At 65.1% G+C, this 26,471-nt stretch carries 25 protein-coding genes; 13 read left to right on the top strand and 12 right to left on the bottom strand.

The features are described from left to right. The first annotated feature begins 176 nt into the window (after window positions 1-176). Complete coding sequence (locus tag I3J27_RS23690; protein ID WP_270160804.1) at window positions 177-2,639, top strand: putative bifunctional diguanylate cyclase/phosphodiesterase; 2,463 nt, start codon at window positions 177-179, stop codon at window positions 2,637-2,639. Here I3J27_RS23690 and I3J27_RS23685 read toward each other — a convergent pair. The 3 genes from I3J27_RS23685 to thrS form a co-directional block, all read right to left on the bottom strand. After that, window positions 2,625-3,893 carry a serine hydrolase domain-containing protein gene (locus tag I3J27_RS23685; RefSeq protein WP_270160803.1) on the bottom strand — a complete coding sequence of 423 codons (1,269 nt, stop codon included), beginning with the start codon at window positions 3,891-3,893 and terminating at the stop codon, window positions 2,625-2,627. The two genes, I3J27_RS23690 and I3J27_RS23685, sit on opposite strands and share 15 nt — an antisense overlap. Before the next feature lie 63 nt (window positions 3,894-3,956). Continuing rightward, complete coding sequence (locus tag I3J27_RS23680; protein WP_270160802.1) at window positions 3,957-4,520, bottom strand: nitroreductase family protein; 564 nt, start codon at window positions 4,518-4,520, stop codon at window positions 3,957-3,959. A gap of 93 nt (window positions 4,521-4,613) precedes the next feature. After that, window positions 4,614-6,656, bottom strand: coding sequence for a threonine--tRNA ligase (thrS, locus tag I3J27_RS23675; protein ID WP_270160801.1), 2,043 nt, complete (start codon window positions 6,654-6,656; stop codon window positions 4,614-4,616). A gap of 186 nt (window positions 6,657-6,842) precedes the next feature. Here thrS and I3J27_RS23670 point away from each other — a divergent pair, with 186 nt between their 5' ends. Both I3J27_RS23670 and I3J27_RS23665 read left to right on the top strand, forming a co-directional pair. After that, window positions 6,843-8,012, top strand: coding sequence for an MFS transporter (locus tag I3J27_RS23670; protein WP_270160800.1), 1,170 nt, complete (start codon window positions 6,843-6,845; stop codon window positions 8,010-8,012). A 90-nt stretch (window positions 8,013-8,102) separates the two neighbouring features. Next, window positions 8,103-8,480: a hypothetical protein gene (locus I3J27_RS23665; RefSeq protein WP_270160799.1), complete on the top strand. Its 378-nt coding sequence runs from the start codon at window positions 8,103-8,105 to the stop codon at window positions 8,478-8,480. Between the two features lie 37 nt (window positions 8,481-8,517). Here the strand turns inward: I3J27_RS23665 and I3J27_RS23660 are convergent, their stop codons facing one another. Then, window positions 8,518-9,843, bottom strand: a complete 1,326-nt coding sequence (locus tag I3J27_RS23660) for an alpha/beta hydrolase (protein WP_270160798.1) — start codon at window positions 9,841-9,843, stop codon at window positions 8,518-8,520. Between the two features lie 337 nt (window positions 9,844-10,180). Here I3J27_RS23660 and I3J27_RS23655 point away from each other — a divergent pair, with 337 nt between their 5' ends. Then, entirely contained in the window at window positions 10,181-11,548 is a 1,368-nt protein-coding gene (locus I3J27_RS23655) for an APC family permease (protein ID WP_270160797.1), read from the top strand. A gap of 2 nt (window positions 11,549-11,550) precedes the next feature. Further along, window positions 11,551-12,765: a hypothetical protein gene (locus I3J27_RS23650; RefSeq protein ID WP_270160796.1), complete on the top strand. Its 1,215-nt coding sequence runs from the start codon at window positions 11,551-11,553 to the stop codon at window positions 12,763-12,765. Here I3J27_RS23650 and I3J27_RS23645 read toward each other — a convergent pair whose 3' ends face one another. Further along, on the bottom strand, window positions 12,766-12,978 hold the full coding sequence (locus tag I3J27_RS23645; RefSeq protein ID WP_270160795.1) for a hypothetical protein: 213 nt from the start codon (window positions 12,976-12,978) through the stop codon (window positions 12,766-12,768). 98 nt (window positions 12,979-13,076) lie between these two features. Then, window positions 13,077-13,412 carry a membrane protein insertion efficiency factor YidD gene (yidD, locus tag I3J27_RS23640; protein ID WP_270160794.1) on the bottom strand — a complete coding sequence of 112 codons (336 nt, stop codon included), beginning with the start codon at window positions 13,410-13,412 and terminating at the stop codon, window positions 13,077-13,079. Between the two features lie 242 nt (window positions 13,413-13,654). On the opposite strand from yidD, the gene I3J27_RS23635 reads away from it, so the two are divergent. Beyond that, window positions 13,655-14,554 (top strand): COG3904 family protein, encoded by a 900-nt coding sequence (locus I3J27_RS23635; RefSeq protein ID WP_270172868.1) that lies wholly within the window; start codon window positions 13,655-13,657, stop codon window positions 14,552-14,554. A 68-nt stretch (window positions 14,555-14,622) separates the two neighbouring features. Here the strand turns inward: I3J27_RS23635 and I3J27_RS23630 are convergent, their stop codons facing one another. Continuing rightward, window positions 14,623-15,078 (bottom strand): iron-sulfur cluster assembly scaffold protein, encoded by a 456-nt coding sequence (locus tag I3J27_RS23630; protein ID WP_270160793.1) that lies wholly within the window; start codon window positions 15,076-15,078, stop codon window positions 14,623-14,625. Between the two features lie 242 nt (window positions 15,079-15,320). Between I3J27_RS23630 and folE the strand changes: the two genes are divergently transcribed. From folE to I3J27_RS23610, 4 genes are all read left to right on the top strand, one after another. Next, window positions 15,321-16,013, top strand: coding sequence for a GTP cyclohydrolase I FolE (folE, locus tag I3J27_RS23625; RefSeq protein ID WP_270160792.1), 693 nt, complete (start codon window positions 15,321-15,323; stop codon window positions 16,011-16,013). A 27-nt stretch (window positions 16,014-16,040) separates the two neighbouring features. Next, window positions 16,041-16,463: a phosphoribosyl-AMP cyclohydrolase gene (hisI, locus tag I3J27_RS23620; protein WP_270160791.1), complete on the top strand. Its 423-nt coding sequence runs from the start codon at window positions 16,041-16,043 to the stop codon at window positions 16,461-16,463. A gap of 137 nt (window positions 16,464-16,600) precedes the next feature. Further along, a complete protein-coding gene (locus I3J27_RS23615) occupies window positions 16,601-17,620 on the top strand; it encodes a lytic transglycosylase domain-containing protein (RefSeq protein ID WP_270160790.1) in 1,020 nt (339 codons plus the stop codon). Window positions 17,621-17,814: 194 nt separating this feature from the next. Further along, window positions 17,815-18,990, top strand: coding sequence for a DUF2336 domain-containing protein (locus I3J27_RS23610; RefSeq protein ID WP_270160789.1), 1,176 nt, complete (start codon window positions 17,815-17,817; stop codon window positions 18,988-18,990). A gap of 115 nt (window positions 18,991-19,105) precedes the next feature. On the opposite strand, the gene I3J27_RS23605 is transcribed toward I3J27_RS23610, so the two are convergent. From I3J27_RS23605 to I3J27_RS23595, 3 genes are all read right to left on the bottom strand, one after another. Further along, window positions 19,106-19,684, bottom strand: coding sequence for an Hpt domain-containing protein (locus I3J27_RS23605; RefSeq protein ID WP_270160788.1), 579 nt, complete (start codon window positions 19,682-19,684; stop codon window positions 19,106-19,108). A 31-nt stretch (window positions 19,685-19,715) separates the two neighbouring features. Continuing rightward, window positions 19,716-20,261 carry a response regulator gene (locus I3J27_RS23600; protein ID WP_129267984.1) on the bottom strand — a complete coding sequence of 182 codons (546 nt, stop codon included), beginning with the start codon at window positions 20,259-20,261 and terminating at the stop codon, window positions 19,716-19,718. Window positions 20,262-20,348: 87 nt separating this feature from the next. After that, window positions 20,349-21,128, bottom strand: coding sequence for an NAD kinase (locus I3J27_RS23595; RefSeq protein ID WP_270160787.1), 780 nt, complete (start codon window positions 21,126-21,128; stop codon window positions 20,349-20,351). Between the two features lie 251 nt (window positions 21,129-21,379). Between I3J27_RS23595 and I3J27_RS23590 the strand changes: the two genes are divergently transcribed. Continuing rightward, window positions 21,380-22,942, top strand: a complete 1,563-nt coding sequence (locus I3J27_RS23590) for a S10 family peptidase (RefSeq protein WP_270160786.1) — start codon at window positions 21,380-21,382, stop codon at window positions 22,940-22,942. On the opposite strand, the gene I3J27_RS23585 is transcribed toward I3J27_RS23590, so the two are convergent. Together I3J27_RS23585 and I3J27_RS23580 are read right to left on the bottom strand one after the other, a co-directional pair. Further along, window positions 22,932-24,317, bottom strand: a complete 1,386-nt coding sequence (locus I3J27_RS23585; RefSeq protein ID WP_270160785.1) for a serine hydrolase domain-containing protein — start codon at window positions 24,315-24,317, stop codon at window positions 22,932-22,934. The genes I3J27_RS23590 and I3J27_RS23585 overlap by 11 nt on opposite strands. Before the next feature lie 109 nt (window positions 24,318-24,426). Further along, on the bottom strand, window positions 24,427-24,969 hold the full coding sequence (locus I3J27_RS23580; RefSeq protein WP_270160784.1) for a tetratricopeptide repeat protein: 543 nt from the start codon (window positions 24,967-24,969) through the stop codon (window positions 24,427-24,429). Window positions 24,970-25,220: 251 nt separating this feature from the next. Here I3J27_RS23580 and I3J27_RS23575 point away from each other — a divergent pair, with 251 nt between their 5' ends. Together I3J27_RS23575 and I3J27_RS23570 are read left to right on the top strand one after the other, a co-directional pair. After that, window positions 25,221-25,589 (top strand): His-rich protein BRANT, encoded by a 369-nt coding sequence (locus I3J27_RS23575; RefSeq protein WP_270160783.1) that lies wholly within the window; start codon window positions 25,221-25,223, stop codon window positions 25,587-25,589. Between the two features lie 359 nt (window positions 25,590-25,948). Beyond that, window positions 25,949-26,344: a hypothetical protein gene (locus I3J27_RS23570; RefSeq protein ID WP_270172867.1), complete on the top strand. Its 396-nt coding sequence runs from the start codon at window positions 25,949-25,951 to the stop codon at window positions 26,342-26,344. Window positions 26,345-26,471 lie beyond the last annotated feature (127 nt).

Here is a 26,471-nt window from a genome sequence, read left to right as displayed (position 1 = left end):
TCATGTTCGGGCACACGCAAGCCTTTGCAGAGCTGTCATAGTCTCTAACACGCACTAACCAACAGCCGACTTAAAACTGTCATAATCGCCGAATGGAACCCGCGCCTGCGTCCCTTTTACACGGCATTAAGCGTGCGGCGCATTGGATGCGCGGGGAAAGTGCGTTGGGGACTGCCATGAGTGCCGCGAAGAAACTGTCGGGAAAACCGGCCACCGAAATGTTCGATGACATCCCGGTGCTTCAGCGCAAATGGCGTGCCGCGTTGAAGCCGGGCGAACGGCTGCCGCGCTATGAAGACGTGATGCTCGGGAGCCTCGGCCGGCTCGCCGATCACATCGCGCTGCTGAAGAACGACGGCGCCCTCGAACTGTCGCGCAGCGGACGCTACGTGCAGAAATGGCTTGGCGAGGAGCGCTGGGACATCCCGGTCGCCGATCTCTCGCCCGATTGCGCCACCGCGCTGTCGGAAGCGGTCGCGAGCGCGCTCCAGAACGGACGGCCGCACCAGGCCAGTGCGCATTGCGTGCGCGACGGCATGGTCAGGACCTACGATCTGCTGGCGCTGCCGACCTCCTCTCGCTGGGGCGCCACGCTGGTCGGCGCCTACATCAACGAGCGCGGCGCGCAGTACAATCTCCTCGACGCGATTTTCTCATCGACCGACGACGCCGTGATCTCGCTGGCGACGCTGCGCGATGCCGAAGGCAGGCCGTTCGATCTTCAGGTGGTGCATCACAACAAGAGCGCGGGGTTGCTGCTGAAGGCTGCGGGCGCCGGCCTGTTGTGGCGCCGGATCGGCGAGGGCGACACCTTGCTCGCCGCGCCCGACATCATCAAATTCCTGCTCAAGGCCGTCTCCGGCGGCCGCGGCGAGCAGCTCGAGATCGAGCATGATGGCCGCAATCTCCACCTCAGCGCCACCGCCTTCGCCGACGTGGTCTCGCTGACGATCTCCGACCTCACCGCGCTCAAGCGGCGCGACGCCTCGTTCCGCCTGCTGTTCGACAACAACCCGATGCCGATGTGGGTGTTCGACGCGCAGACCAAGGAGTTTCTCAGCGTCAACGATGCCGCGGTCCAGCATTACGGCTACAGCCGCGGCACCTTCCTGCGCATGAAGCTGCACGAGATCTGGCCCGAGGACGAGTGGGACAGCCACGCCGAGGCGCTCGAACGGCTCGGTGACACCTATCACTCCTCGCGCAACTGGCGGCATCTGCGCGCCGACGGCAGCGAGATCGAGGTGCTCACGTTCGGCCGACGCGTCGCCTTCGACGATCGCGACGGCTATCTGGTCGCGGTGGTCGACATCACCGAGCGACGCAAGGCCGAGGCGCGGATTGCCCACATGGCGCACCATGACGGGCTCACCGACCTGCCGAACCGCGAATATTTCCAGGAGCGCCTGAAGCAGGCGCTCGACCAGGCCGCGGGAAAACGGGTCGGCGTGCTCTACATCGACCTCGACCTGTTCAAGAACATCAACGATTCCTTCGGACATCCGGTCGGCGATCGCCTGTTGAAGCGGGTCGCCGAACGTCTGACCACCGCGGTGCGCGGCGCCAATCTCGCGGCCCGACTTGGCGGCGACGAGTTCGCCGTGATCCTCGCCGCCGACGTCTCGCCGAACGAGGCCAGCGCCTGCGCGACCTTGCTGATCGACATGCTGAAAGCGCCCTACGACCTCGACGGCCAGGAGATGGTGATCGGCGCCAGCATCGGCATCGCGCTGTCGCCGGGCGACGGCGTGACGCCGGAAGAGTTGATGCGCAATGCCGACATGGCGCTGTACCGGGCGAAATCCGACGGCGGCGGCGTGCATCATTTTTTCGAGCGCGAGATGGATCTCCAGGCGCAGAAGCGCCGCGACATGGAGGTCGACCTGCGCCGCGCTTTCGCCAATGGCGAGTTCGAGCTGCACTACCAGCCGCTGGTGTCGATCGCGTCCGATCGCATCTCCGGCTTCGAATCGCTGCTGCGTTGGCGTCATCCCGACAAGGGCATGATCTCGCCTGCGGAATTCATTCCGGTCGCCGAAGACATCGGCCTGATCACCCAGCTCGGCGAGTGGGTGCTGCGCGAGGCCTGCGCCGAAGCGATGAAATGGCCTTCCGACGTCAAGATTGCGGTCAATCTGTCGCCGGCGCAATTCCGCAGCCGCAATCTGGTTCAGGTCGTGATCTCGGCGCTGGCGCAGTCCGGCCTGTCGCCGAAGCGGCTCGAGCTCGAGATCACCGAGTCGATCTTCCTGGCCGAGACCGACGCCAACCTCGCGATCCTGCATCAATTGCGCGAGCTCGGCGTCGGCATCTCCATGGACGATTTCGGCACCGGCTATTCCAGCCTCAGCTATCTGCGCAGCTTCCCGTTCGACAAGATCAAGATCGACCGCTCCTTCGTGAAGGATCTGGCGCAGCGTCCCGACTGCGTCGCCATCGTGCGTGCGATCTCGGGCCTCGGCCGCAGTCTCAACATCACCACGACCGCGGAGGGCGTCGAGACCGAGGATCAGCTCGACTGGTTGCGCGCCGAAGGCTGCAACGAGGTGCAGGGCTTTCTGTTCAGCGCGGCGCGGCCGGCCGCCGAGATCGCAAAGCTGCTCGCCGAGTTCGGTCAGCGCGCCTCACGGGCGGCGTAGTCCTTCCGGGTAGCAGTCGTAGACCAGCGCCTTGAAGGCGGGCGTGATGCGGCTGCGCTCGTTCTGGGTCTGCTGCATCATCAGGTAGACCATGTCGAGCTTGGGATCGACGCCGAAATAGGTGCCGCTGCCACTGTCCCATTTCAACTCGCCGAGCGAGCCCGGCGGCGGCGGTTTTGCGTTGCCGGGATCGGTCCGCACACCGATGCCATAGCCATAGCCGAAGCCGTCGCCCGGAAAGTAGAAGTAATCGCGTCCGACGCCGGAGCCGGGGCCGATGTGATCGGTCGTCATGGCCTTGAAAGCGGCGGGGCTCAGATAGCGCCTGCCCTCGAACTCGCCGCCGTTGAGCAGCATCTGCGAGAAGCGCTGATAGTCGGTGATGGTCGAGAGCAGGCCGCCGCCGCCGGATTCCCATTCGGGATGGGCGAGGCGGTCGCGCTCGCCGGCGAGCAGGATCGGGTCGCTCGGCAGCGGCCGCGCCATCCGTGCACGCTCCTCCGGAGTCCTGAGCACGAATTTGGTGCTGCTCATGCCGAGCGGATCGAGGATGCGTGCTTTCAGGAACTCATAAAGCGTCTGGCCCGAGATGATCTCGATGACGGCGCCGAGCACGTCGGTGGAATGGCCGTAGCGCCACAGCGTCCCGGGCTGACGCGTCAGCGGCAGTCCGGCGATACGGTCGGCGAATTGTCTGTTGTTGAAGGGGCCTTCGAAAATATTGGCGGCCGAGTAGACCTCCATGACCCATGGGGCGCCGATATAGTCGTAGCTGATGCCCGAGGTGTGCCGCAGCAGATCCTCGATGTTGACGGGACGGACCGGCGTCTCGAGTTCGATCGTCGTTGGACCGTCCGGCTTGGTGATCTCGATGCCCACCTTGGTGCCGGCAAAGAGCGGGATGTATTTCGACACGGGATCGGTGAGCGCAAGCTTGCCCTCGTCGATCAGCATCATCGCGCCAAGGCACGTGATCGGCTTGGTCATGGAGTGGATGGCGAAGATCGTATCGGGCGTCATGGCGAGGCCCGTCCTGGTGTCGCGCACGCCGAAGGTCTTGAGGTAGACCGGCTTGCCGTGCTGCTGGACCAGGATCACGGCGCCCGGCAGCCGGCCGCTCGTGACCTCGTTGTTGAAATAGTCGGTGATGCGGTCGAGCCCCCCGGGCGAGGGGGCAGGGACATCGGCCGCACGGCTCCGCGCCATCGTGCCGGCCAGCAGCGCAGCCCCGACCAGAAATTCACGACGTTTCATCCGGGCTTCCTCCCTCGCCGGGAACAAAGCCGCAAGACATCAGGGGCGTCAACAAGCCTTCGATTAAAATCGCGTCACGATTTCCGAAAGGAACGGTCGCGGACGGTCCTCGCTCGGCCTGGTCGGCTTGCCGATATGGATGAAGCCGGCGAGCTTCTCGTCCGGCTTCAGGCCGAGCCCGTCCAGAACGTCTCGGTCGAACGAGAACCAGCCGGTCAGCCAGCAGGCGCCGTAGCCGAGCGCGGTCGCGGCCGTGACGATGTTCATGGCGCTCGCGCCCGCGGACAATTCCTGCTCGAACGCCGGCACCTTCGGATGCGGCTTGGTGAAGCTGACGATGCCGATCACCAGCGGCGCGTCGGTGAGGCGCCTGCGCTCGGTCTCGACATCGGTCGCGGGCGCGCCGGGATTCTTGCGGGCGAAGACCTTGGCGATCACCTCGCCCGCGCGCTGGCGCGCATCGCCCTCGAAAATGATGAAGCGCCAGGGCGCAAGCTTGCCGTGGTCGGGCACGCGCGCGCCGATGGTGAGGATGGTCTCGAGCTCGGCCGGCGAGGGGCCGGGCCCCGTCATCTCGCGCGGCTTGACGGAGCGGCGGGTTTTCAGCAGTTCGATGGCGTCGGGCACTACGATATCCTCTTCGGCTGGTCGTCGGGCGTGCCATGCCGAGATAAGCATGCACGCCCGCAACCGGAAGCGAATTTAGATCGATTTCAGGAATCAGGCGGCGTCGCGCGCCCGCCGAACGTCCGGCGGGGTCGCTTCGTCGACGAGGGCGGTGATCGCCTCCGCCGTCGTCATCACCTTCTGGCCGTCGCTGCCGAGCCGGCGGATGGAGACCGAATGCGTCTCGGCCTCCTTCTTGCCGCACACGAGCAGCGCCGGAATCTTGGCCAGCGAGTGCTCGCGGACCTTGTAGTTGATCTTCTCGTTGCGAAGATCGATCTCGGCCCGGAGCCCGGCGCGGCGGACCTGCTCCAGCACCTGCTTGGCATACTCGTCGGCCTCCGAGGTGATGGTGGTGACCACCACCTGCACCGGCGAGAGCCAGAGCGGGAAGCTGCCGGCATAGTGCTCGATCAGGATGCCGATGAAGCGCTCCATCGAGCCGCAGATCGCGCGGTGCACCATCACCGGCGGCTTCTTGCCGCTGTCATGGTCGATGTAGAACGCACCGAACCGCTCCGGCAGGTTGAAGTCGACCTGCGTGGTGCCGCACTGCCAGTCGCGGCCGATGGCATCGCGCAGCACATATTCGAACTTCGGCCCGTAGAAGGCGCCTTCGCCCGGATTGATCTCGGTCTTGATGTGATTGTTCTGCGCCTGGATCTGGCTCAGCACGGTGGCCATCACGCGTTCGGCGTGATCCCACATCGCATCGGTGCCGACGCGCTTCTCCGGCCGGGTCGAGAGCTTCACCGTGAGATCGCCGGTGAAGCCGAAATCCGCATAGGTCGACAGGATCAGCTCGTTGATCTTCAGGCATTCGTCGGCGAGTTGGTCCTCCATGCAGAAGATGTGCGCATCGTCCTGGGTGAAGCCGCGCACGCGCATCAAGCCGTGCATGGCGCCGGACGGCTCGTAGCGATGCACCACGCCGAACTCGGCGAGGCGCAGCGGCAGGTCGCGGTAGCTTTTCAGGCCGTGCTTGAAGATCTGCACGTGGCCGGGGCAGTTCATCGGCTTCAGCGCAAACCAGCGCTTGTCCTCGGCCTCGTCGCCGGCCGACTGGGCCGCGAACATGTTCTCGCGGTACCAGCCCCAATGGCCCGAAGTCTCCCACAGCGACTTGTCCAGGATCTGCGGCGCGTTGACCTCGTTGTAGTCGCCGGCAAGGCGGCGGCGCATATAGGCGATCAGCTGCTGGAAGATGGTCCAGCCCTTCGGGTGCCAGAACACGACGCCCGGACCTTCCTCCTGGAAATGGAAGAGGTCGAGCTCGCGTCCGAGCTTGCGATGGTCGCGCTTCTCGGCTTCCTCGATCTGCTTGAGATAAGCATCGAGGTCCTCCTGCTTGGCGAACGCCGTCCCGTAGATGCGCGTCAGCATCGGGTTGTTGCTGTCGCCGCGCCAATAGGCGCCGGCCACCTTCATCAGCTTGAAGGCGCCTCCGACCTTGCCGGTCGAGGTCATGTGCGGGCCGCGGCAGAGATCGAACCAGTCGCCCTGGTAGTAGATCTTGATCGGCTCGTTGCCGGGAATCGCGTCGACCAGCTCGACCTTGAAGGCCTCGCCCTTGTCGCGGAACACCTGTTTCGTCTTCTCGCGGTCCCAGACTTCCTTGGTGAACGGTTTGTCGCGCGCGATGATCTCGCGCATCTTCTTTTCGATCGCGGCAAAGTCTTCCGGCGTGAACGGCTCGTTGCGGAAGAAGTCGTAGTAGAAGCCGTTCTCGATCACGGGGCCGATGGTGACCTGGGTGCCCGGCCACAGCGTCTGCACGGCTTCGGCCAGCACGTGCGCGCAGTCGTGGCGGATCAGCTCGAGCGCGCGCGGGTCGTCGCGATTGATCAGCTCGAGCTTGGCATCGGCTTCGATGGGATCGTCGAGGTCGGCGATCACGCCGTCGAGCGCCATCGCGACCGTGCGCTTGGCCAGCGAGGGCGAGATGCCCTTGGCGATCTCGAGACCGGTGATGTTCTTGTCGTATTCGCGCCGGGCGCCATCGGGGAAGGTGAGGGTGACTTTTGCGGCGGGGGTCACGGGCTTCAGATTGCTCAGGCTGTATTGGAAACCGGATTCGGACTTGTTCTGGTCGGACATTGCTTTTCTCCTGAAGCTCACTCCTGCGAACGAGCGCAGGTAAGCGGGAACGAGCGATATATCAGGCGATTCGGCCTGTGCAATCCGGCATTTCCAAGAAAGTGGCGCGCAAAAGCCGGGGCGGCGCGCCAACTATTTCGAGCCACGCCCTTTAACCGGTCGGATGTCTCCTCTACATGCAATTGCATGGAAAGCGCACGCGCCGGCCGTTTCACGCCCACCGCCTTGATGCTCGGCAATCTCGTCACGGGCTGCTCGGTGCTGGCGCCGGCAGGCATGCTGCCGGAATTGTCGACGGGGCTCGGCATCAGCATCCATGCGGCAGGGCTGCTGATCACGTTCGGTGCGATCACGCTGTGCATCGGCTCGCCGCTGACGGCGTGGCTGACCAGCCGCATCGAACGGCGGACGCTGCTGACGACAACGCTTGCGGTGCTGGCCCTTGGCAATATCGCCTCGGCCTTTGCGCCTGACTATACCAGCCTGCTCGTCATTCGCCTGATGATGCTCGCGGTCGGCGCGCTCTACACGCCGCAGGCTGCCGGCACGGCGGCGCTGATCGTGCCGGTGGCGCGGCGTGGCAGCGCCATCGCCTATATCTTTCTCGGCTGGTCGCTGGCGGCCGCCGTCGGCCTGCCGCTGATCACCTTCATCGCCAGCCGCTATGGCTGGCGCGCGGCCTATGGCGGAATCGGCGTGCTTGGCGGCATCAGCTTCCTGTTGCTGCTGCTGCGCCTGCCGGCGGGCCTGAAGGGCACGCCGGTGGACCTGAAGACCTGGAGCGCGGTCGGTCGCAACGGGACCATCCTGCTGCTGCTTGCGATCACGATGTTGCAGATGTCGGGGCAGTTCGTGGTGTTCACCTTCATGGGCCCGCTGCTCAAGAAGCTGACCGACGCCGGCCCCGATGCGATCGGCATGGTGTTCGGCATCTACGGTGTCTGCGGTTTCCTCGGCGTCGTCATCGCGACCCGCATCGTCGACACCTGGGGACCTTACCGAACCTCGCTGCTGTTTACCTGCCTGCTGCTTGCGGGCATCACGGGCTGGGCCGTCGGAGCGGGGAGCCTGGGATTGATGGCGGTCGCGGTCGCGATCTGGGGGCTCGGCTTTGCCTCGACCAATTCGATGCAGCAGGTGCGGCTGGTCGCGGCCGCACCAAGGCTTGCATCGGCGACCGTCGCGCTCAACACCTCCGTCCTCTATATCGGCCAGGCGGTCGGCTCCGCCATTGGCGGGCTGCTGTTCGCCCGCGAGTTGCTGCATCCGCTCGGCTTCGTCGCGGTCGGCTTCGTCGTGCTGGCGTTGATCCTGGTGGTCCTGACCCGGCCGCGGCCGGCTGCCGCCGCGGCCTGAATCCCGTGTTTTCGTGTGCGCAGGTGCTTGGCAAACCGCGCGCCGGAGCGCTAGAAGGCAAGGCGTGGGGACCAAAGAGAGTTGACTGAGATGAGGATGATTCTGGCGGTTGCCGCGGTGCTCTATTCAGCCTCCGCGTTTGCACAAGCCGACAAGCCACCGATGGTGGGGGACAAGCCGCTGGTGCAGGTCAAGCCGAAGGGGACGAAAGCCGCGGCTGCGACCGCCACTCCGGCGCCGAAGGGCAAGCCGCAATCGATCGCGGCGCGGCTCCAGGCCTGCCTCGACCTCGATGACGGCACCAAGGACCGGCTCAACTGCTACGACGCCATTATCCCGCCGACGCCGAAGCCGAAACCGGCGAAGGCCAAGGGTTACGCCGATTGCCGTTTCTTCAAGGAAGAGGACGAGCGGCTGGCCTGCTTCAACGGCTTTGCCGAGAGCATTCCGAAGCTGCCCAAGACCTGAGCGGCAGGACCGGGCGCTCAGCGATCACTGCGTCCAATCAACGGCTCGATGCGGATGGTGTCGTCGCGGCCACGCGGGTGAGCGCGAGTGACGGCGTTGCCGACATCTTCACCAGCACGTCCTTGAGCGGATATTGCGTCCACGCGCGGTTGACGTAGTCACGATGGGTGATGCCGTCGCCGGTCTCCACGAACACCACGCTGCCGGGGCGCAAGGGGCCGTCCATGTCTTCGGAGACGCTGATGCCCTTCTGCCTGAGCATGCTCATCAGCTCGCGGTCGCGCCGGGCGGTGTAGCGGGTGTACGAGCTGACGAAGAAGCCGGAGCGGTGGCTCGCGATCCATGAGGCGAACTTGTCCATCTCGCCATAGACGGCGTCGAGCAGCACGACGCCGCGGACGCGGTCGCTGATGCCGCCGACTTCCAAGCTCCACGCCGTCGGCAGGAAGCCGCCGCTATAGCCGACGATCACGATTGGCATGTTGGCGAAGGCGCGCGCGCTGTTGGGATCGCCGGTGAGGCGGGCGAGGTGGCTCGCCGACTCATCCATGAAGCGCTTGAGGCCGCCCGCCTGCCAGAACTTGCCGGCGCTGGAATCGGCGGCGTCGACCGCCATCTGCGGTGCGAGCAGGATGGCGTTGGCACCGGAATCGGTGATCTGCCGCGGCACCAGCTGCCGGTCGCGCACGTCGCGCTCGAGCGTCGCGCCATTGCCGTGGAAGAACACCACGATCACGCCCGGCTTGCGCACGTCGAAATGCTCGGGCACGTGCATCAGCACGCGGCTGTCGCTGTAGGTCTCGTCCTGCCAGTAGACGCGCCCGGAATAGCTGCGGTGGCCGCGGCGATCGCCCTTGGAGATGTTGAGGAACGGCGCGTCCGAGGCGGGGTTGTTGCCGAAATAGGGGAAGGCCGACGACTTCATGCTGACGAGCGTCGTCAGATCTTCACGCGGCGCACGCTGGTAGGGGACCTGCGGTGCGAGCGAGGCGACCTTGTAGGGCGCCTGCTCCGGCTGAGGCGGCTGCTGCGCGGCGCGCTTGGGCGCGAAGTCCGACATCTGCCGCTGCAGAAAGCTCTCGCTCGCCGAGGGGAAGCGCTCCCCGAATCGCGGCGCAGGGAAGCGATCCTCGAACGTGTCTGCACTTGCGACCTGAGGATTGGTCTTCGCGACGACCTGGACGTTGGCCTGCGAGTTCGCCGCGAGCGCCGCCGGGTTGGGCGCCTTGCCGCATTGAACCAACGTCAGCGACAACGGCACCAAGGCAGAGATCAGGGCGAGCCGGAGCGCGCGACCGCGCAGACCGGACGACGTCCGATCGGCGCGAATGTCAGCTCTCAGTTTCGGAACGGCCCCGACCATCCACCCATGACCCCAAGTCACGACCCAAGTCACACGCTCCATCGGCAATTCATTGAGACAATTGAGCCGACCGGCGTTTAGGCGACGTTAAGCGTCCGGAGAAACTTCCCCACATCCGGAACGCTCAAAAGGACCATGCAATCGTGTCCTGATTGTGGGGGAGGGAAACGGGATTCTCCGGTGTTTGCGCAGGTTTATCGCCCAGGGCCGTGCATAAAGGGTGCTGGAATACCTATTTCCGCTGCCTCATTTAACCCTTGTTAACCCTGCTTGAATTGACTGGACCAAACTGCACGATGCTCCCGGCGAGGCGTGACGGCTGAGGTTAAGGACCCCGATGACGGCATCAGATGCGGGTACCGCGCCCTGGATTGGCCGGCTGACCGGAAGCGGGTCGGGAATCTCCGTTCTGGTCGCGACCGCCATCGTCGTTGCCGACATGATCGGGGTGGGCGTCTTCACCAGCCTCGGCTTCCAGGTCAAGGACATCCCTTCCGGCTTCTCGATCCTGTTGCTGTGGACCGTCGGCGGCATCGTCGCGCTGTGCGGGGTATTCTCCTATAGCGAGCTCGGGGCGATGTTTCCGCGCTCGAGCGGCGAGTATAATTTCCTCAGTCGCGCCTATCATCCCGCCTTCGGCTTTCTCGCCGGCTGGGTCTCGGCGACGGTCGGCTTCGCAGCGCCCGTCGCGCTCGCGGCGATGGCGTTCGGCGAATACGCCAAGTCGGTCGTGCCTGATCTGCCGCCGATCCCGCTCGCCATCGGCGTGGTGTGGCTGGTCTCGCTGGTCCAATTGACCGGCGTCAGGCACTCCTCGACCTTCCAGCTCATCTCCACCATCCTGAAGGTCGTGCTGATTGTCGCCTTCCTGGTCGCCGGCTTCGTCATCGGCGTGCCGCAGCCGATCGCCTTCACGCCACAGGCGGGTGACCTCGCGCACATCGTCAGCGCGCCCTTCGCGATCGGCCTCGTCTTCGTGATGTACTCGTTCTCGGGCTGGAATGCCGCGACCTACATCATCGGCGAGATGAACATGCCGCAGCGGGACCTGCCGCGCGCGCTGCTCGCGGGCACGCTGATCGTGCTCGTCCTCTACGTCGCGCTCAACGCGGTGTTTCTCTATTCCACGCCGGTCGGCGCGCTCGCCGGCCAGCTCGATGTCGCCAGCGTCGCCGGCAGTGCGATCTTCGGCAGCCTCGGCGGCCGGATCGTCGGCGCCATGATCTGTTTCGGCCTGATCTCGTCGATCAGCGCGATGATGTGGATCGGTCCCCGCGTGATGATGACGATGGGGGAGGACATCCCGGCCCTGCGCGTATTCTCGAAGCGCTCGGTGAGCGGTGCGCCGGCCTATGCCATCCTGTTTCAGCTCGCGGTCGCCAATCTGCTGCTGTTCACGCGCAGCTTCGAAGCGGTGCTCGACTTCATCCAGTTCGCGCTGCTGTTCTGCTCGTTCTTCACGGTCGCCGGCGTCATCAAGCTGCGCATCACCGATCCCGACCTGCCCAGGCCCTATCGCGCCTGGGGATACCCGTTCACGCCGCTGGTTTTCCTGCTCGTGACGGGATTCATGATGTACTATCTTTTGACCGAGCGGCCCGTGCAGTCGCTATCGGGGATGCTGGTCATGCTCTCGGGCCTGTTGATTTATGCTGTTTTCCGCGGGCGGCCGGTCGCCGCTGGCAATTCATCGCATCGCGAATAGACATGTTTCGAGCCTTGAGAAATGCGGCCGTCGCTGTTGCCCTGCTGGCTGCGGCCGTCTCGTCGGCACGTGCCGCCGACGTCACGTTCGACGACACCGCCCGCTTCCTCGCGGGCATGCAGCCTTCGGCGGACTCGCCGCTGGTGCCGCTCACCAAGGAGCCGGGCTGGCAGCGCCACGCAAAATTCTTCGACGGCGCCTTCGCGCAGCTCGAGCAGCGCCAGCTCTCGAAGATCCGCAATTGGGCCGACGTCAATCTGGCGGCACCGAGGCCGACCATGTTCTATTTGTTCAGCGGCCCGGACTTCCTCTATGCCAACGCCTTCTATCCCAAGGCCAGCACCTACGTGCTCGGCGCGCTGGAGCCGGTCGGCGCGGTGCCCGATCTGACAAGGCTGCCGCGCGGCTCGGTCGGCGCCGCGCTCTACAATGTCGAGCGCTCGCTCGGCTCGATCCTGAGCTTCTCCTTCTTCATCACCAAGCAGATGAAGGTCGACCTGCATGCCAACCAGGTCAACGGCACCTTGCCGATCCTCTATGTCTTCCTGGTCCGCTCCGGCAAGACCATCCGCAATGTCGAGATGGTCGCGCTCGACGACAAGGGCGGGATGCATGTCGGCAACGACAATCCCGGGCCGAACGCGACGCGCGGCACCCGCATCACCTTTGCGGGCGCCGATGGTGAAGCGCGCACGCTGTATTATTTCTCGACCGATCTCTCCAATTCCGGCGCGCGCGCGGCCGGCTTCCTGAAGTTCTGCGAGACGCTCGGCCCCGGCAACAGCCTGCTCAAGAGCGCGTCCTATTTGCTGCACTCCGGCAACTTCACCGTCGCGCGCGACTGGCTGCTCGCCAACAGCGCGACCATCGTCCAGGACGATTCCGGCATTCCGCTTGCGAACTACAGCGCGCGGCAATGGCGGTTCTTCCCGTTCGGCCGCTATCTCGGGCCGATCGGCGAATTCCCCGGCCGCTACCAGGAGCGCTACGCCGAATTGTTCACGCGCGCCCAGCCGATCGATTTCGGCGTCGGCTATCGCTGGCGCATGCATGAATCGAACTTGCTGCTGTCGGTGAAGGTGCCGGGGACCGAAACGGTGCCGGGCGCCGAGGCGACATCGTCGGCCGAGCCGGCGCCAAAACCGCTGCGCCTGAAGCGGCTGCGTCCGCCCGAACCGATCCCGCCGCCGCCCGGGCGGTTCTACTGGTTCCGCTAATTACCAATGCACGCTCTGGCTCGGCACGACGAACGCCGTCGTGCTTGGCGGCGTGGCGAGGCTCGATCCCAGATACCAGCCGGAGCCCAGCACGAGCGCCAGCAACGCGACGATTGCGAGAAGGTCCATCGTTCTGGGATCGTGGTGCCCCTTGGAACTGAGATTTGTCGAACCAAGCCTGAAATGAAAATGAGGGCTGATTTTCCAGCGCATTGTTGTTTCCTCCCGTGGGAGCTTCAAAACAACGCGAGCGGAGAGTTCCGGTTCCACTCAGGGCAGCAATGCGTATCGCCGCTGCTTAGGCGGCATGTTCAGGAGGCGTTGACACCGCGCCAGCGGGCATAACGCCAGGGCAAATACCAGCGCGCGTCTCGCGGCGCGGCGAGCGGCACATTGTCGATGCCCGACGTGCCGAACGGGTTGCAGCGGAGCAGGCGCGCCAGCGTCATCCAGCCGCCGGCCCACAGCCCGAACCGTTCGATTGCCTCATCACCGTAGACGGAGCAGGTCGGCAGGTGACGGCAGTTGTAGCCGACCAGCGGCGAGAGCGTATGGCGGTAGAGCCAGATCAGCGCGCGACCGAATCGTCGCGGGAGTCGGAGCGCGCCGGCGACGGGATTGGAACACTCGCAGGTTGAATACTTCATGTGCGGTTTGCTGCGATCGTGGGCGCGGTGTTGCCCGGTTCCGGCGCAGGGAACAGCAAGCTGTTGTTTTCGCGCCATATTTTCCATGCTTTTTGGGAGCAGTGCAGCAAGTCCATATGGACGAGCTGTATTCCCCCGGATACCATTTCTATGACACTCGTGAAAACATACGACTGTATGATGGACTCATCGAGCGCGAAACGGGGATAATCGCGCCAGTGGGGCTTGGGGAAGGGACCAGTTTGAAACTTCTGAAGTCGCTCAATCTTCGTGGCTGGTTGCTGGTAGGAACCGCCGCTTGTGGGGTCGTGTTGGCTGGAGCCGTCGCGACCATCGGTTCGTCCGCCCGCGCCGGCGTCACCCTCGAAGAGCGCAAGCTGCCGATGAAGTTCAATTGGATTGCCTGCGAGCCGAACTGCCGCGGCTGGGTCAGCGCAGTCGGCATCATCACCGCTGACACGCCCAAGGATTTCGAGGAGTTCTCCCGCGGGCGCCAGCTCGGCGGCGCCACCGTCGTGCTCGATTCCAGCGGCGGTTCCGTCAACGACGCGATCACGCTCGGTCGGCGCTTCCGCAATCTCGGCCTTTTGACGACGGTCGGCATCAGCCTCCAGAATCGCGGCGGCAAGAGCGCCCGTCCCGCGGTCGCACCCGAGGCCTATTGCGAATCCATGTGTGTGTTTCTGCTGCTGGCGGGGAAAACGCGCTATGTGCCGGAAGCCGCCCATGTCCGAGTCCATCAGATCTGGATGGGCGACCGCGCCGACGATGCCAAGGCGGCTAGCTACAGCGCGCAGGACCTGATGATCGTGGAACGCGACATCGGCCGGCTTGCCAAATACACATTCGACATGGGCGGTGCCGGCGATCTGCTGTCGCTCGCGCTCAGCGTGCCGCCCTGGGAAGATCTGCACGAGCTCGACGCCGGAGAGCTGAAGCTCACCAATCTCGTGACGACCGATCTGGTGGCCGATGTGCTGCCGCATGTGGACGTCGCGGCGCCCGCGGTGGCGGAGCTTGCACCGAAGACGCAGGCGAAGTTCGGGGCGGACGCGGAACTACCCCAGCCAGCCAAGTCGACCAAGACGGCGGAAGCCATGGTCCCGACCGGCGCTGCGCCGAGCGCGGGTTCGCAGAAGTAACCGAAATTCTTTGAGGGGCAGTCCGGCGCGCGCGTTAGCGCGAGCCGGGGATCTCGTTGGGAGGGAGGTCAGCCCTGCGCGGCTGCCGGCTGCCTAGCCTTTGCCTCGATCTGGCCGATGGCATCGACCACGGCATCGAAGGTCAGGAGGGTTGAGGCGTGGCGCGCCTTGTAGTCGCGGACCGGCTCGAGGAATTTGATCTCTTCCCATTTGCCCTGAGGCGGCACACCATTCTCCTTGAGCATCTTGCGAACGGTTTCGCGTAACTCACGGAGTTCACTCGCAGTCGAGCCGACCACGTGACTTGCCATGATGGATGAAGAGGCCTGGCCCAGCGCGCAGGCCTTCACGTCATGGGCGAAGTCGGTGACGGTGTCGCCACTCATCTTGAGATCGACCTTCACCGTCGAGCCGCACAATTTGGAGTGGGCGGTGGCGGTCGCATCGGGGGCCGACAACCGCCCGAGGCGCGGAATATTCCCGGCCAGCTCGATGATCCGCTTGTTATAGATGTCGTTCAGCATGTGATGGTGTCCAACACTTCCGCACCCGATCGGCCTTGGCGGGCGCCGTCCACGGTCCTATATAGGGGCGGAACTGGCGGAAAAACAGTCCAGCGGTGCGGCTGCAGTGAGCCAGATCTGCGCGGCTGATGGGATGACCTCGGGGCCTTTTTCGTCAAAACTGTTCTCTTCAGGCGTCTGGCGGCTTATCCGCCCCGTCTGCCGGTGACACTCCGGCCGCAAGGCCGTCGAACGGAGTAGACATGGACGCTGCAATCAAATCCATCCGCCCGAACAAGCCCGCTGACAAGCAGCCCGAGAGCCGCCCGGCGGAGCTCGACCCTGCCGAATTCCTCGCGGCCGCCGTTCGCGCCGACCAGCCGCGCCCGGCGCGGGCCGAGGCGGAAGCGGCGGTGAAGACGCTGCTCGCCTATATCGGCGAGAACACCGAGCGCGAGGGTCTTTTGGACACGCCGCGCCGCGTGGTCGAGGCCTTCGACGAGCTCTATCAGGGCTATCATCAGTGCCCGGCCGAGGTGCTCGACCGCACCTTCGGTGAGACCGCCGGCTATGACGATTTCGTGCTGGTGCGCGACATCGAGTTCACCTCGCAGTGCGAGCATCACATGATGCCGTTCTACGGCAAGGCGCATATCGCCTACACGCCGGTGGAGCGCGTCGTCGGCCTGTCCAAGCTCGCCCGCCTGACCGACATCTTCGCCCGCCGGCTCCAGACCCAGGAGCATCTGACGGCGCAAATCGCGGCGGCGATCGACGAGATCCTGAAGCCGCGCGGCGTTGCCGTCCTGATCGAGGCCGAGCATACCTGCATGTCGGTGCGCGGCGTCGCCAAGCATGGCGCCTCCACCTTCACCAGCCGCTTCACCGGCATGTTCCGCGACAATCCGGCGGAGCAGGCTCGCTTCCTGTCCATGGTGCGAGGCATGACGCGCTGACCTCGCAAGTCAATTCGCGAGGCCGCTATGTCCGCTCACTCCCATGAGATCGAGGAAGGGTTGTCCTTCCAGCCGCGGTTCGACGCGAGCGGCCTCGTGACGGTCGTCGCGACCGACGTCGCCACCGGCGACGTGCTGATGGTCGCCCACATGAACGACGAGGCGCTGCGCAAGACCATAGCGACCGGCGAAGCCTGGTACTTCAGCCGCTCGCGCAAGGCCTTGTGGCGAAAAGGTGAGACGTCGGGTCAGACCCAGCGCGTGGTCGAGATGCGCACCGATTGCGACCAGGATGCGGTCTGGATCCGTGTCGAGCAGATCGGCGCGGCCTGCCACACCGGGCGGCGCTCGTGCTTCTACCGCAAGGTCGAGGAAGAGGGCGGCGGCGCGAAGCTGGTCTTCGTCGATGCGGACAGGCTGTTCGATCCGGGCGCGGTCTATAAGACGTAATCGGCTCGCGCCACGCGCACCCGGAATGACGCAAGTCGCCGAATTAACCCCGCATTAACCATATCTGTCCCACGGTGAGACGATAGGGCGTCCGAATTGCCGGCGCGCTCAATGCCGCACGGGGCGGGCACTTCATCATGTCGGTCGACAATTCCAGTGCCTCTCAGACGGCGGGTCTCGATCCGTCGCGGGCGCGTGTCGCCGGTGCGATCAAGGATGTCTCCAACCGGACCGGCGTCAGCTTCCAATACATGCTGACCACCGCCAAGATGGAATCGGATTTCGATCCGACGGCGGGAGCCACGACGTCGTCCGCGCATGGGCTCTACCAGTTCATCGACCAGACCTGGCTCGGCACCGTGAAGGAAGCGGGCACCCAGCTCGGCTACGGCAACTACGCCAACGCGATCACGAAAACCTCCTCCGGCAGCTACGCCGTCGACGACCCCTTCATGAAGCGGTCGATCATGAAGCTGCGCGACGATCCGGAAGCCGCATCCAGCATGGCGGCGGCGCTGACGCAGTCGAACAGCTTTAAGCTCACCGGGCTGCTCGGCCGCAGGCCGAGCGACAGCGAGCTCTATATGGCGCATTTCATGGGTGTCGGCGGCGCCGCGAAACTGATCGCCAATGCCGAGGACAATCCGCAAGCCGTCGGCGCGCGATTGTTTCCCAATGCGGCATCGGCCAACCGCTCGATCTTCTACGCCAGGGACGGCCGCGCCCGCAGCGTCTCCGAAGTCTATTCGGTGCTGGATTCGCGTTACGCCAGCGCGGCGAATTCGAAGACGACCCGCAGTGCGATGGCGATGTATGGCGGCACGCCGTCGACCACGCAGGTCGCGAGCGCCAACGGTGTGCAGCCCGCTGCGCGGATTACCGACAACGCGGCCTATCTCCAGACCTTTCCGGAAGCGCGCGGGGTGACGCCGGTCAGCGCGACATCGTCGACCACGGTCGCAGACAATGCGCCGACCACGCCGGCCTTCCGCTCGATCTATCAGCCCGGCGATGCCGCGCAGCCGGTCTCGACCACGGTGCAGAAATTGTGGGGCAACAACGCCTCGCTCACCTCGGTCGCATCATCGACGCCGGATGTGCGTTCGCCGCAGCCGCTCGATCTCTTCAGTGATCGCAGCGGCACGTTCTCGAGCTGATCGAGCGTCTCGTGTCCCGGACGCGCTGCAGCGCGTAGCGCCGGACCCATGCTGCGCCGCGGCTTTGTTCCCTTAACAAAACGTCAATAAAACCAGCCAGTTATGGTGAACGCTTTGTTAAGCGTCGTGGTTTATTTTGTGTTGCAGGTGACAAGCCGTCACCATTTTCGTTTGTTGTGTAAGCCGGAAGCAGCATGATTGTTCGGCAGTTCATCAATTGGATCAGGACGGCGCCCGCCGGCGAGCGGGCCGAGGCCACACGGGCATTGGCCCGGGCCTGGCTGATCTCAAACCTTTCTCATGACGACCGCGTCGCCGCCGAAGGCGCGCTGCTGATGCTGCTCGACGATCCCTCGCCGCTGGTGCGGCAGGCGATGGCCGAGGCGTTTGCGCGCAGCACCGATGCGCCGGCGTCGATTGTGCGGGCCCTGTCGGCGGACCAGCCGACGGTCGCGCTGCCCGTGCTCGAACATTCTCCGCTCCTGATCGATGCCGATCTCGTCGACATCGTCGCCACCGGTAACGACGAGGTGCAGTGTGCGGTCGCCCGCCGCATCGCGCTGCCGGTCTCGGTCTGCGCCGCCATCGCCGAAGTCGGCTGCGCGGCCGCCGCGCTCGAGTTGATCGAAAATCCGCATGCCGAGCTCGCGCCGTTCTCCTGGAATCGCATCGTCGAGCGCCACGGTCATCTCGCCGCGATCCGCGAGGCGATGCTGGTGCTGGAGGAGCTGCCGTCCGCCACGCGCGCCGCGCTGGTGGCAAAACTCTCCGAGACGCTGGCGCAATTCGTCGTGGCGCGGAACTGGCTGAGCGCCGACCGTGCCGAGCGCGTGACGATCGAGGCACGCGACCGCTCCACCGTGAATATCGCGGCGCGCTCGCGCGGCGAGGACATGCAGGGCCTGGTGCATCATTTGCGCGTCACCGGCCAGCTCACCGCGGGCCTGATCCTGCGCGCATTGCTGTCGAGCAATCTCGATCTGTTCGACGCGGCGCTCGCCGAGCTCGCCGAACTGCCGCTGGCGCGCGTCTCCGCGCTGCTGCACGACCGTGGCGGCAACAGCCTACACGCGCTGCTGCGCCGTGCCGGATTGCCCGAGGCGACCTTCGCGGCGTTCCAGGTCGCGCTCGATGCCTGCCACGAGCAGGGTTTTGTCGACAGCGACGACGGCGCGGCGCGGCTGCGCCGGCGCATGGTCGAGCGCGTGCTCACCCATTGCGAGACCGACCGCGGCGCCGCCGAGCCCTTGATGGTCCTCCTCCGCCGCTTCGCCACCGAATCCGCGCGCGAAGAGGCAAGGCTGTTCTGCGACGAGATCGTCGCCGATGATGCGATCGATCCGGTCTATGACGATCTGATCGCGGCGTAGCCGGATCCGCAACTTCCGTCATTGCGAGCGTAACGAAGCAATCCAGAATCTCTCCGCGGAGGGACTCTGGATTGCTTCACTGCGCTCGCAATGACGAGAGGAGAGAGCGGGGTCATTACTCCGCCGGCGCGATGCTCGGCGCCAGGATCACCTCGAGATGCTCGGGGCGGTCGCGATTGACGTCGGCGAGATAGTCGTCGGCGACCTTGCGCAGGCGCCGGCTGAGCTCGGCGGAGACGCTGATGCGATCGAGCTTGGTGTTTTCGTGCACGATGGCGAGGATGGCGTTGATGTGGTGCGTGAACAGCTCGGCCGGCACCTTGTCGAGATCGGGCGCGTGCTCGACGACGCGGCACAGGCTCTCGGCAATTCCCGCCGCCGCCGGATAGCCGAACGTCGCAGCGTCGCCCTTGATGTCGTGCGCGGCGCGGAATAGTTCGTCGCGCCGGTCCTTGGTGAAGCCGTCGTTGCGGATGGCGACGTAGGCGGCCGAGAGGCGGTTGACCTCGGTCGTCATCCAGTCCTTGAACTCGCCCGAGAGGCCTGCGAGCGCCTGCTCTGCGCGGCCGATCGGATCATCCATGTCCTTTTCTTCGACCCGGCGCAGAACCTTGCGCAGCGGATTGGGCTGCGTGATGATCTGGTGCGTGGCGAAGGCCGTGACCTCGATATCCCTTGCGCCGTTCTTCGCCATGATGTCTGCCCCGATCGTGTGAGACGTTGCGCTAGATGGAGGAACGGGCTTTGTCGAGCAGCGACGGCTGCTGGAGCACTTCGTGCTTTTCGCCGACACGGCGTTCGGGTCCCATATAGGCGGAGCTGGTGTTGCGGCGCCGGTCCGGACCGAAATAGGTCTTGGTCTTGATGAAGGGGCGGGGACTGGCGACCACGTTGAGGATGCGCTGATAGAGGCCCTTGGCCGAGATCGGCTTGGCCAGGAATTCGGTGACGCCCGCATCGCGCGCCACCGTGACGCGGCGCTTCTCGGAATGGCCGGTCAGCATGATGATCGGCGCGTAGGGATTTCCCTTGGATTCCGGCTGCCGGATCATCTGTGCGAGCTCGAGCCCGTCGAAGATCGGCATCGCCCAGTCGGTGATGACGATATCGGGCACGTAATGGCTGTACATTTCCAGCGCCGTGGCGCCGTCCTCGGCTTCATAGACCTCGCGCGCGCCGAACGAGTGCAGCAGCGTCCGCAGGATGCGGCGCATGTGCGGATTGTCGTCGCAGACGAGGAAGCGCAGCTTGTTGAAATCGATGCGGAACATGGAGCCCGGGCCGAAGCGGTCAACTTTCGTTAACCATATCCCTCCGGGAGTTAATGAAGGGTTGCGATCCCAGGCCGGGTGAGGCGCTCAGGAGCCGAATTGCTCGCGCAGAATCCGCTCTTCCAGGCTGTGGCCGGGATCAAACAGCATGCGCATCGCGATGCTCTTGTCGGAGAGAATCTCGACGCGCCGGACCCTGCGCACCTCCTCGTGGTCGGCGACCGCCGCGACCGGGCGCTTGTCGTCTTCCAGCACCTCGATCACGACATAGGCGGTGTTCGGGAGCAGGGCGCCGCGCCAGCGCCGCGGCCTGAAGGCGCTGATGGGGGTCAGTGCCAGCAGCGCTGCGTTGATCGGCAGGATCGGGCCCTGCGCCGACAGATTGTAGGCGGTTGAGCCTGCCGGCGTCGCCACGATGATGCCGTCGGCGATCAGCTCGGGCATGCGTTCGCGCTCGTCGATCAGGATGCGCAGGCGCGCCGCCTGGGAGGTCTGCCGAAACAGATAGACCTCGTTGATGGCGTGGTGCAGGTGGACGCGGTCGTTGACGTCGGTGGCGCGCATCAGGAGCGGATTGATCTCGGATTCATGCGCTGCCGCGAGCCGTGCGCGCAGATCGTGCGTCGAGTACTCGTTCATCAGGAAGCCGACCGTGCCGCGGTGCATGCCGTAGATCGGCTTTCCCGAGCGCATGTGGCGGTGCAGCGTCTGAAGCATCAGTCCGTCGCCGCCGAGCGCGACGACGACGTCGGCCTCGCTCGGATCGCAATTGCCATATTGCGCGGTGAGCTGGTGGAAGGCGGCCGCTGCCTCGCTGCTGGGGCTGGCGACAAAGGCGATCCGGTCGTATCGCGCTGGCTTGGTCATGGCTTTTCGGGCAGGGCCGTTGGCTGGAGAAAGTTCCGCCGGGCTCGTCTATACGACCTGGGGCTCCATTGTCGAGGATGACCGCCCTTCAAGGCAAACGGGTGACTGCCGGGTTGAGCACAAAACCGGGTCGTTTCGCGCCCGATCGGCCCCTTCAGGGGACGCCGGACCGATGATCCCCCAAACCGTCGCAATTTCGCGCTAGCCTTGCGGTCCGCACCGGCTCTCGCAGCCGGGCAGGGAGAACGATCATGGTCACGAATATGCCGGCGTTCCGTCGCGCGACCCTGGTGCTGGCGGTGTCGGCTTTTGCGCTCGCGGGATTAGCGCGCGCGGATGATCCGCCGCAACAGCGCGCCGAGGCGGCGGCGGCCGGACAGAAGGGCGGGCGCGGCGGTGCGCAAAGCGCGTCGCAGAATTCATCGTCCGCCGCCGAGCTCCACCGCCTGCCACCGGATTCGACCACGAAGCAGACGCTCGATCTGCCCGGCCGGACCCTCAACTTCGCCGCGACCGCCGGTTCGATCCGCGTGTTCGATGGCAAGGGCGAGCCGCTGGCCGACATCGCCTATACCTCCTATGAGCTCGACGGTGCCGAGCGCGCGACGCGCCCCGTGACGTTCCTGTTCAACGGCGGACCCGGCGCGTCCTCGGCATGGCTCCAGTTCGGCGCCGCCGGGCCGTGGCGGCTGCCGCTCGACGGCGAAGCCCTGTCGCCATCGGCCTCGCCCGAGGTGAAGCCGAACGCGGAGACCTGGCTCGACTTCACCGATCTCGTCTTCATCGATCCCGTCAGCACCGGCTACAGCCGCCTCATTGCGAGCGGCGAGGACGCGCGCAAATCGTTCTACTCCGTCGACGGCGACGTCAATTCGATCGCGCTGGTGATCCGCCGCTGGCTGGAGAAGCACGACCGGCTGACATCGCCGAAATACGTCGCCGGCGAAAGCTATGGCGGCATTCGCGGCCCGAAGGTGGTGCGCCAGTTGCAGCTCCAGCACGGCGTCGGCGCCAAGGGACTGATCCTGGTGTCGCCGCTGCTCGACTTCCGCGAGTTCACCGGCACGAGCCTCCTGCAATATGTCGCGACGCTGCCGAGCTATGTCGCGGTGGCGCGCGAAGCCAGAGGACCGGTCAAGCGCGCCGATCTCGCCGACGTTGAGGCCTACGCGCGAGGCGAATTTCTGGCTGATCTCGTCAAGGGCGAGGCGGACAAGGAGGCCACCAACCGGCTCGCCGACAAGGTGGCCGAGCTCACCGGCATCGACCAGGCTGTGAGCCGCCGGCTCGCCGGCCGCTTCGACGTCGGCGAATTCCGCCGCGAGCTCGACCGCAGGAACGGCAAGGTGACGGGACGCTACGACGCCTCGGTGCGCGGCTTCGATCCCTATCCGGATTCGGGCAATTCGCGCTTCGGCGACCCCTCGGGCGACGCGCTTCAGGCGCCGCTGACGAGCGCCGCGGTCGATGTCCTCTCGCGCAAGCTCAACTGGCGGCCCGACGGCTCCTACGAGGTCCTGAACGGCGCCGTCGAGGGCCACTGGGATTTCGGCCGCGGCATCAACCCGCCGCAGTCGGTCTCCGAGCTGCGCCAGATCCTTGCGACCGACGCCAAGCTGAACGTGCTGGTCGCACACGGTCTGTTCGATCTCGCCACGCCCTATTTTGGAACGAAACGGGTGCTCGACCAACTGCCCGCCTTCGCGACCCAGCGGGTGAAATTCGCCGTCTATCCCGGCGGCCACATGTTCTATTCGCGCGACGGCTCGCGGCAAGCGTTTCGAAGCGAGGTCGAGGCGCTGATCAGGGAGTAGGCCGGCGCTTGCGCGGTGTGTATCTGCGCTCGATCTCGCGTGCGACGACTTTGGCCGGCTTGATATTGGCACCGGCAATCCAGATGTCGCTGACCTTGCCGCGCTTGTCGCGCACGCGGCGGACCGGCTCGCCATGGCTGGAGTAGCCGGCGGCCCAGGCGAGCTTGCCGGTCTCGCGGCCGGTCACCTCGATCTCGGCGGCGTCCATGAACGGATTGTTGAACTGCGGATTGGCGACGAGCACGCGGTTGCCCGCGGGCACGAGATCGGTTGCGCCCCAGATCGTCCACCAGCGGCCGGTCCAGTCGCGCACGCGCCGGTCGGGCGCGCCGCGTGTCTTGAAGACGCGCAGGATCTGCATCGCACCGTCCATCCAGAACGGCGCCGCGCCGTCGATGGAATTGCTGAGGATGCTGATCGCGAGCTCGCAAGCGGGGATGGAGCAGGTCCGCGAGATGTAGCCCTGGAAGCCGCCGCCATGGCCGAACCAGTCCCAGCCGTCGGTCTTGCCGGCGTTGACGCCGAGGCCGTAATAGGCCTCAAAACTTTGCGGGACACGCCAATGGTTTCGCGTCATCTCGCGGCGGCTCGCGGCCGACAGCACGCTCTTTTTCGCATTGGGCGCGAGCTGTGCGAAGAAGCGGGCGGTATCGCCGGCGGTCGCGACGAAACCCGCGGCAGACGCCATCGCGTGCGCGGGATTGTCGCCGGGGACCACGCAGCGCTCTCCGTGCGGCAGCTTGCGCGTGTGACCGCGCGCGAACGATGCGCCCTTGGGCAGTGGTGCGTCCGGCTCGGTCTCGCGCAGGCCCGCGGGTTCGATGATCTCGCGTTTGATCCAGACCGGATAGGGCTCCTTCGTCACGGCTTCGATGACGAGGCCGATCAGGCCAAAGCCGTGATTGGAATATTTGAAGCGCGTGCCGGGCTCGATCGCGGTCGGCAGTTTCAGTTCCGCGAGCAGCTCCCTGGCGTCGAGATAGGGGCGGCTGTCGATGAACTGACCGGAATCGGCGCCGTCGCGCGTCAGCCCCGCGCTGTGAGAGAGCACTTGCGCAATCGTCGTCTCGGCGACGCGCGGATGCAGGCCGTCAACATATTGGCCGATTGTGTCGTCGAGCCGGAGCTTGCGCTGCTCGCGCAGCTTCATGATGCCGGCGGAGGTGAAGCTCTTCGAATGCGAAGCGATGCGGAAGCGGTGGCGCGGAGTGAGTTTTTCGCCGGTGTCGAGATTGGCGAGGCCGAAAGCGTGCTCGGCGACGACCTCGCCACGATGAGCAAACGCGACAATCACGCCCGGCTGCTGGATTGTCGTCTGCTGGAATTCGATCCAGGAGCCGATGTAGTCGATCGCGGATCGCAGCCACGGGTCCATTGCGCACCGATTTGCGAGGGAGGATTGGTGCGGGAGGCTAGCCGAGAAAGCGGAACGGGCACAACCCGTAAGGTTGTGCCCGTTCGTGTCGTTCGAAGATGCGAAGTCTTTAGTAGACCAGCGTCGCACCGGTCTGCTTGTCGAGCGCCGCGGCCAGCGAGCGATACTCGGAGCTGTCGGTCCCGGCGAGCGAGGCGATCTTGTTCAGATGATACTGCGCCTGCTCGCGGTTGCCCTGCTCGAGCTGCCAGAGGCCGTAATACTGCCAGGTGCGGACGTGGTTCGGATCGTCCTTCAGCGCCAGCTCGTAATAGACCTTCGACGACTGGTAGTCGCCGAGCTTGCGATAGGAATAGCCGATCAGGTTGGCGACGTCGGCGACGTCGTCGCGCTTGAGCGACTTCAGCTGGTCGATCGCGCCGGTGTAATCGTGGTTGTCGTAGATCGTGGTGTAGGCGGTGCGATAGGCCGCGAGGAATTTGGGATCGCTGACGGAGGAGCTCTTCTTCTTCTTTTCTTTCTTGGTCGAGGTGTCCGACTTCGGCGGCGAGGGCTCGTCGCTGCCCGCGGCATAGGCGCTGGTCAGCACCGGCCCGGCTGCCAGCGTCATGGAAACGAGTCCCGGCACCAGAAGCATTGAGAGTCTGCGCATCTAAGTTCTCCCGTATGGAACGTGGCGATCCTACACGATTGCCTGAAGACCGGAACACCCGGCGGGCAAAAACATTCCCGGCCGGCCCGGTCTATTCGCCTGCCGCAAGATGACAAACTTGTCATCGAGATGAACGGAAGCTGGCAGCCGGCTTCAGAATGGGTTCAGCGCGCCGCACCTAGGCTCACACCCACGATCGAAGAGCTGGCGAGAGGGCGCCGCCTCAAGATCCTTCCAAGAGGAGACACACCATGTTGAAGACCATTTCCGCAGCCTTGCTCGCAGCCTCCGTGATCGCAGCCCCGGCCTTCGCGGCCGAGGCCGGCAAGACCACCACGACCGCGCCGGTGATCAAGGCGGACCAGAGCCAGACCAAGGCCTCGACCACCGCCGCGAAACCCGATGCCGGCGTCAAGGCCGACACCAAGGCCGCCGACGTCAAGGCGGATGCCAAGGCGGACACCAAGTCGAAGGCGATGAACGCCAATGCCGCGGTCACGCCCGACGAGCACAAGACCGTGCGCAAGCATCGCCACCACAACAAGCATCTGTCGGCCAAGAAGTCGCTGAAGGCGCAGCCTGACGTGACCAAGCCGGCGGCCGTCGACAAGCGCAGCTAAAGACTGATCCCGCGCGCGGCGGCATCCCTGGCATTGCCCCGCTGCCGCGTGCGGACGTCAGGCCCGGCCCGTTCGTCATGCCTTGCGCGAGAGCGCGAGGTGCTGGCGGCGGGCCGGTGCGTTTCGCGACCGCAAAACAAAAACCGCGAAAACAACCCCATGCACAGTAGCCGGCCACAGGTAAATCAATGGCTTGCGTGCATGGCTCTACGGATTTTGCGAATCCGTTGACTCGTCGGGCAAAACACCTCTAGACATGCATCATTGCAACCTTGGGGCTGGAACGTCTTCCGAGTCTGTTCGAGCGGAGAGCGTGAGCTGTGGGGCGATTGGCGAGACGTGCGGCGAGCCTGGCATTGATCCTGGCATTGCCGTTGACGCTGGCGGCATGTTTCGGCAGCGACGGCGATCGTCCGTCACTGATGGAGGGGGGCCAGGCCGGAGGGCCGCAGCCATATCCCGACAATTTCCGCAGTGACACGCTCGCCTTGATGCGTAGCTATCTCAACAATCCCGTCGGGGTGCGCGAGGCCAGCATGGCCGAGCCGGTGCAGCGCGAGGTCGGCGGGCGACAGTTCTACGTCAGCTGCCTGCGCTTCATCCCGCGCGAGACGGACGGCAGCACCAAGGGGATGCGCGAGCGCGCCGTGATCTTCGTCAACGGTCGGGCGGATCGCGTCATCGACCGCGCCAGTGAACTCTGCGCCGGCGCGGTTTACGTACCCTTTCCGGAACTGGAAAACATGACGCGATAGGGCAAAGCGCGCTTTCATCGCTTGCTGCTAGGACAGGGGCTGCCGGAGCCGCTGGATCACATTTCGGCGAGCTTTGAACGGGGTGGTTCCGCCTTGCGACAAATCGTACGGAAGACCTTGCGCTTAC

Source organism: Bradyrhizobium xenonodulans, assembly GCF_027594865.1.
GTDB lineage: Bacteria > Pseudomonadota > Alphaproteobacteria > Rhizobiales > Xanthobacteraceae > Bradyrhizobium > Bradyrhizobium xenonodulans.
This window is presented reverse-complemented; position numbering and strand designations above follow the sequence as displayed.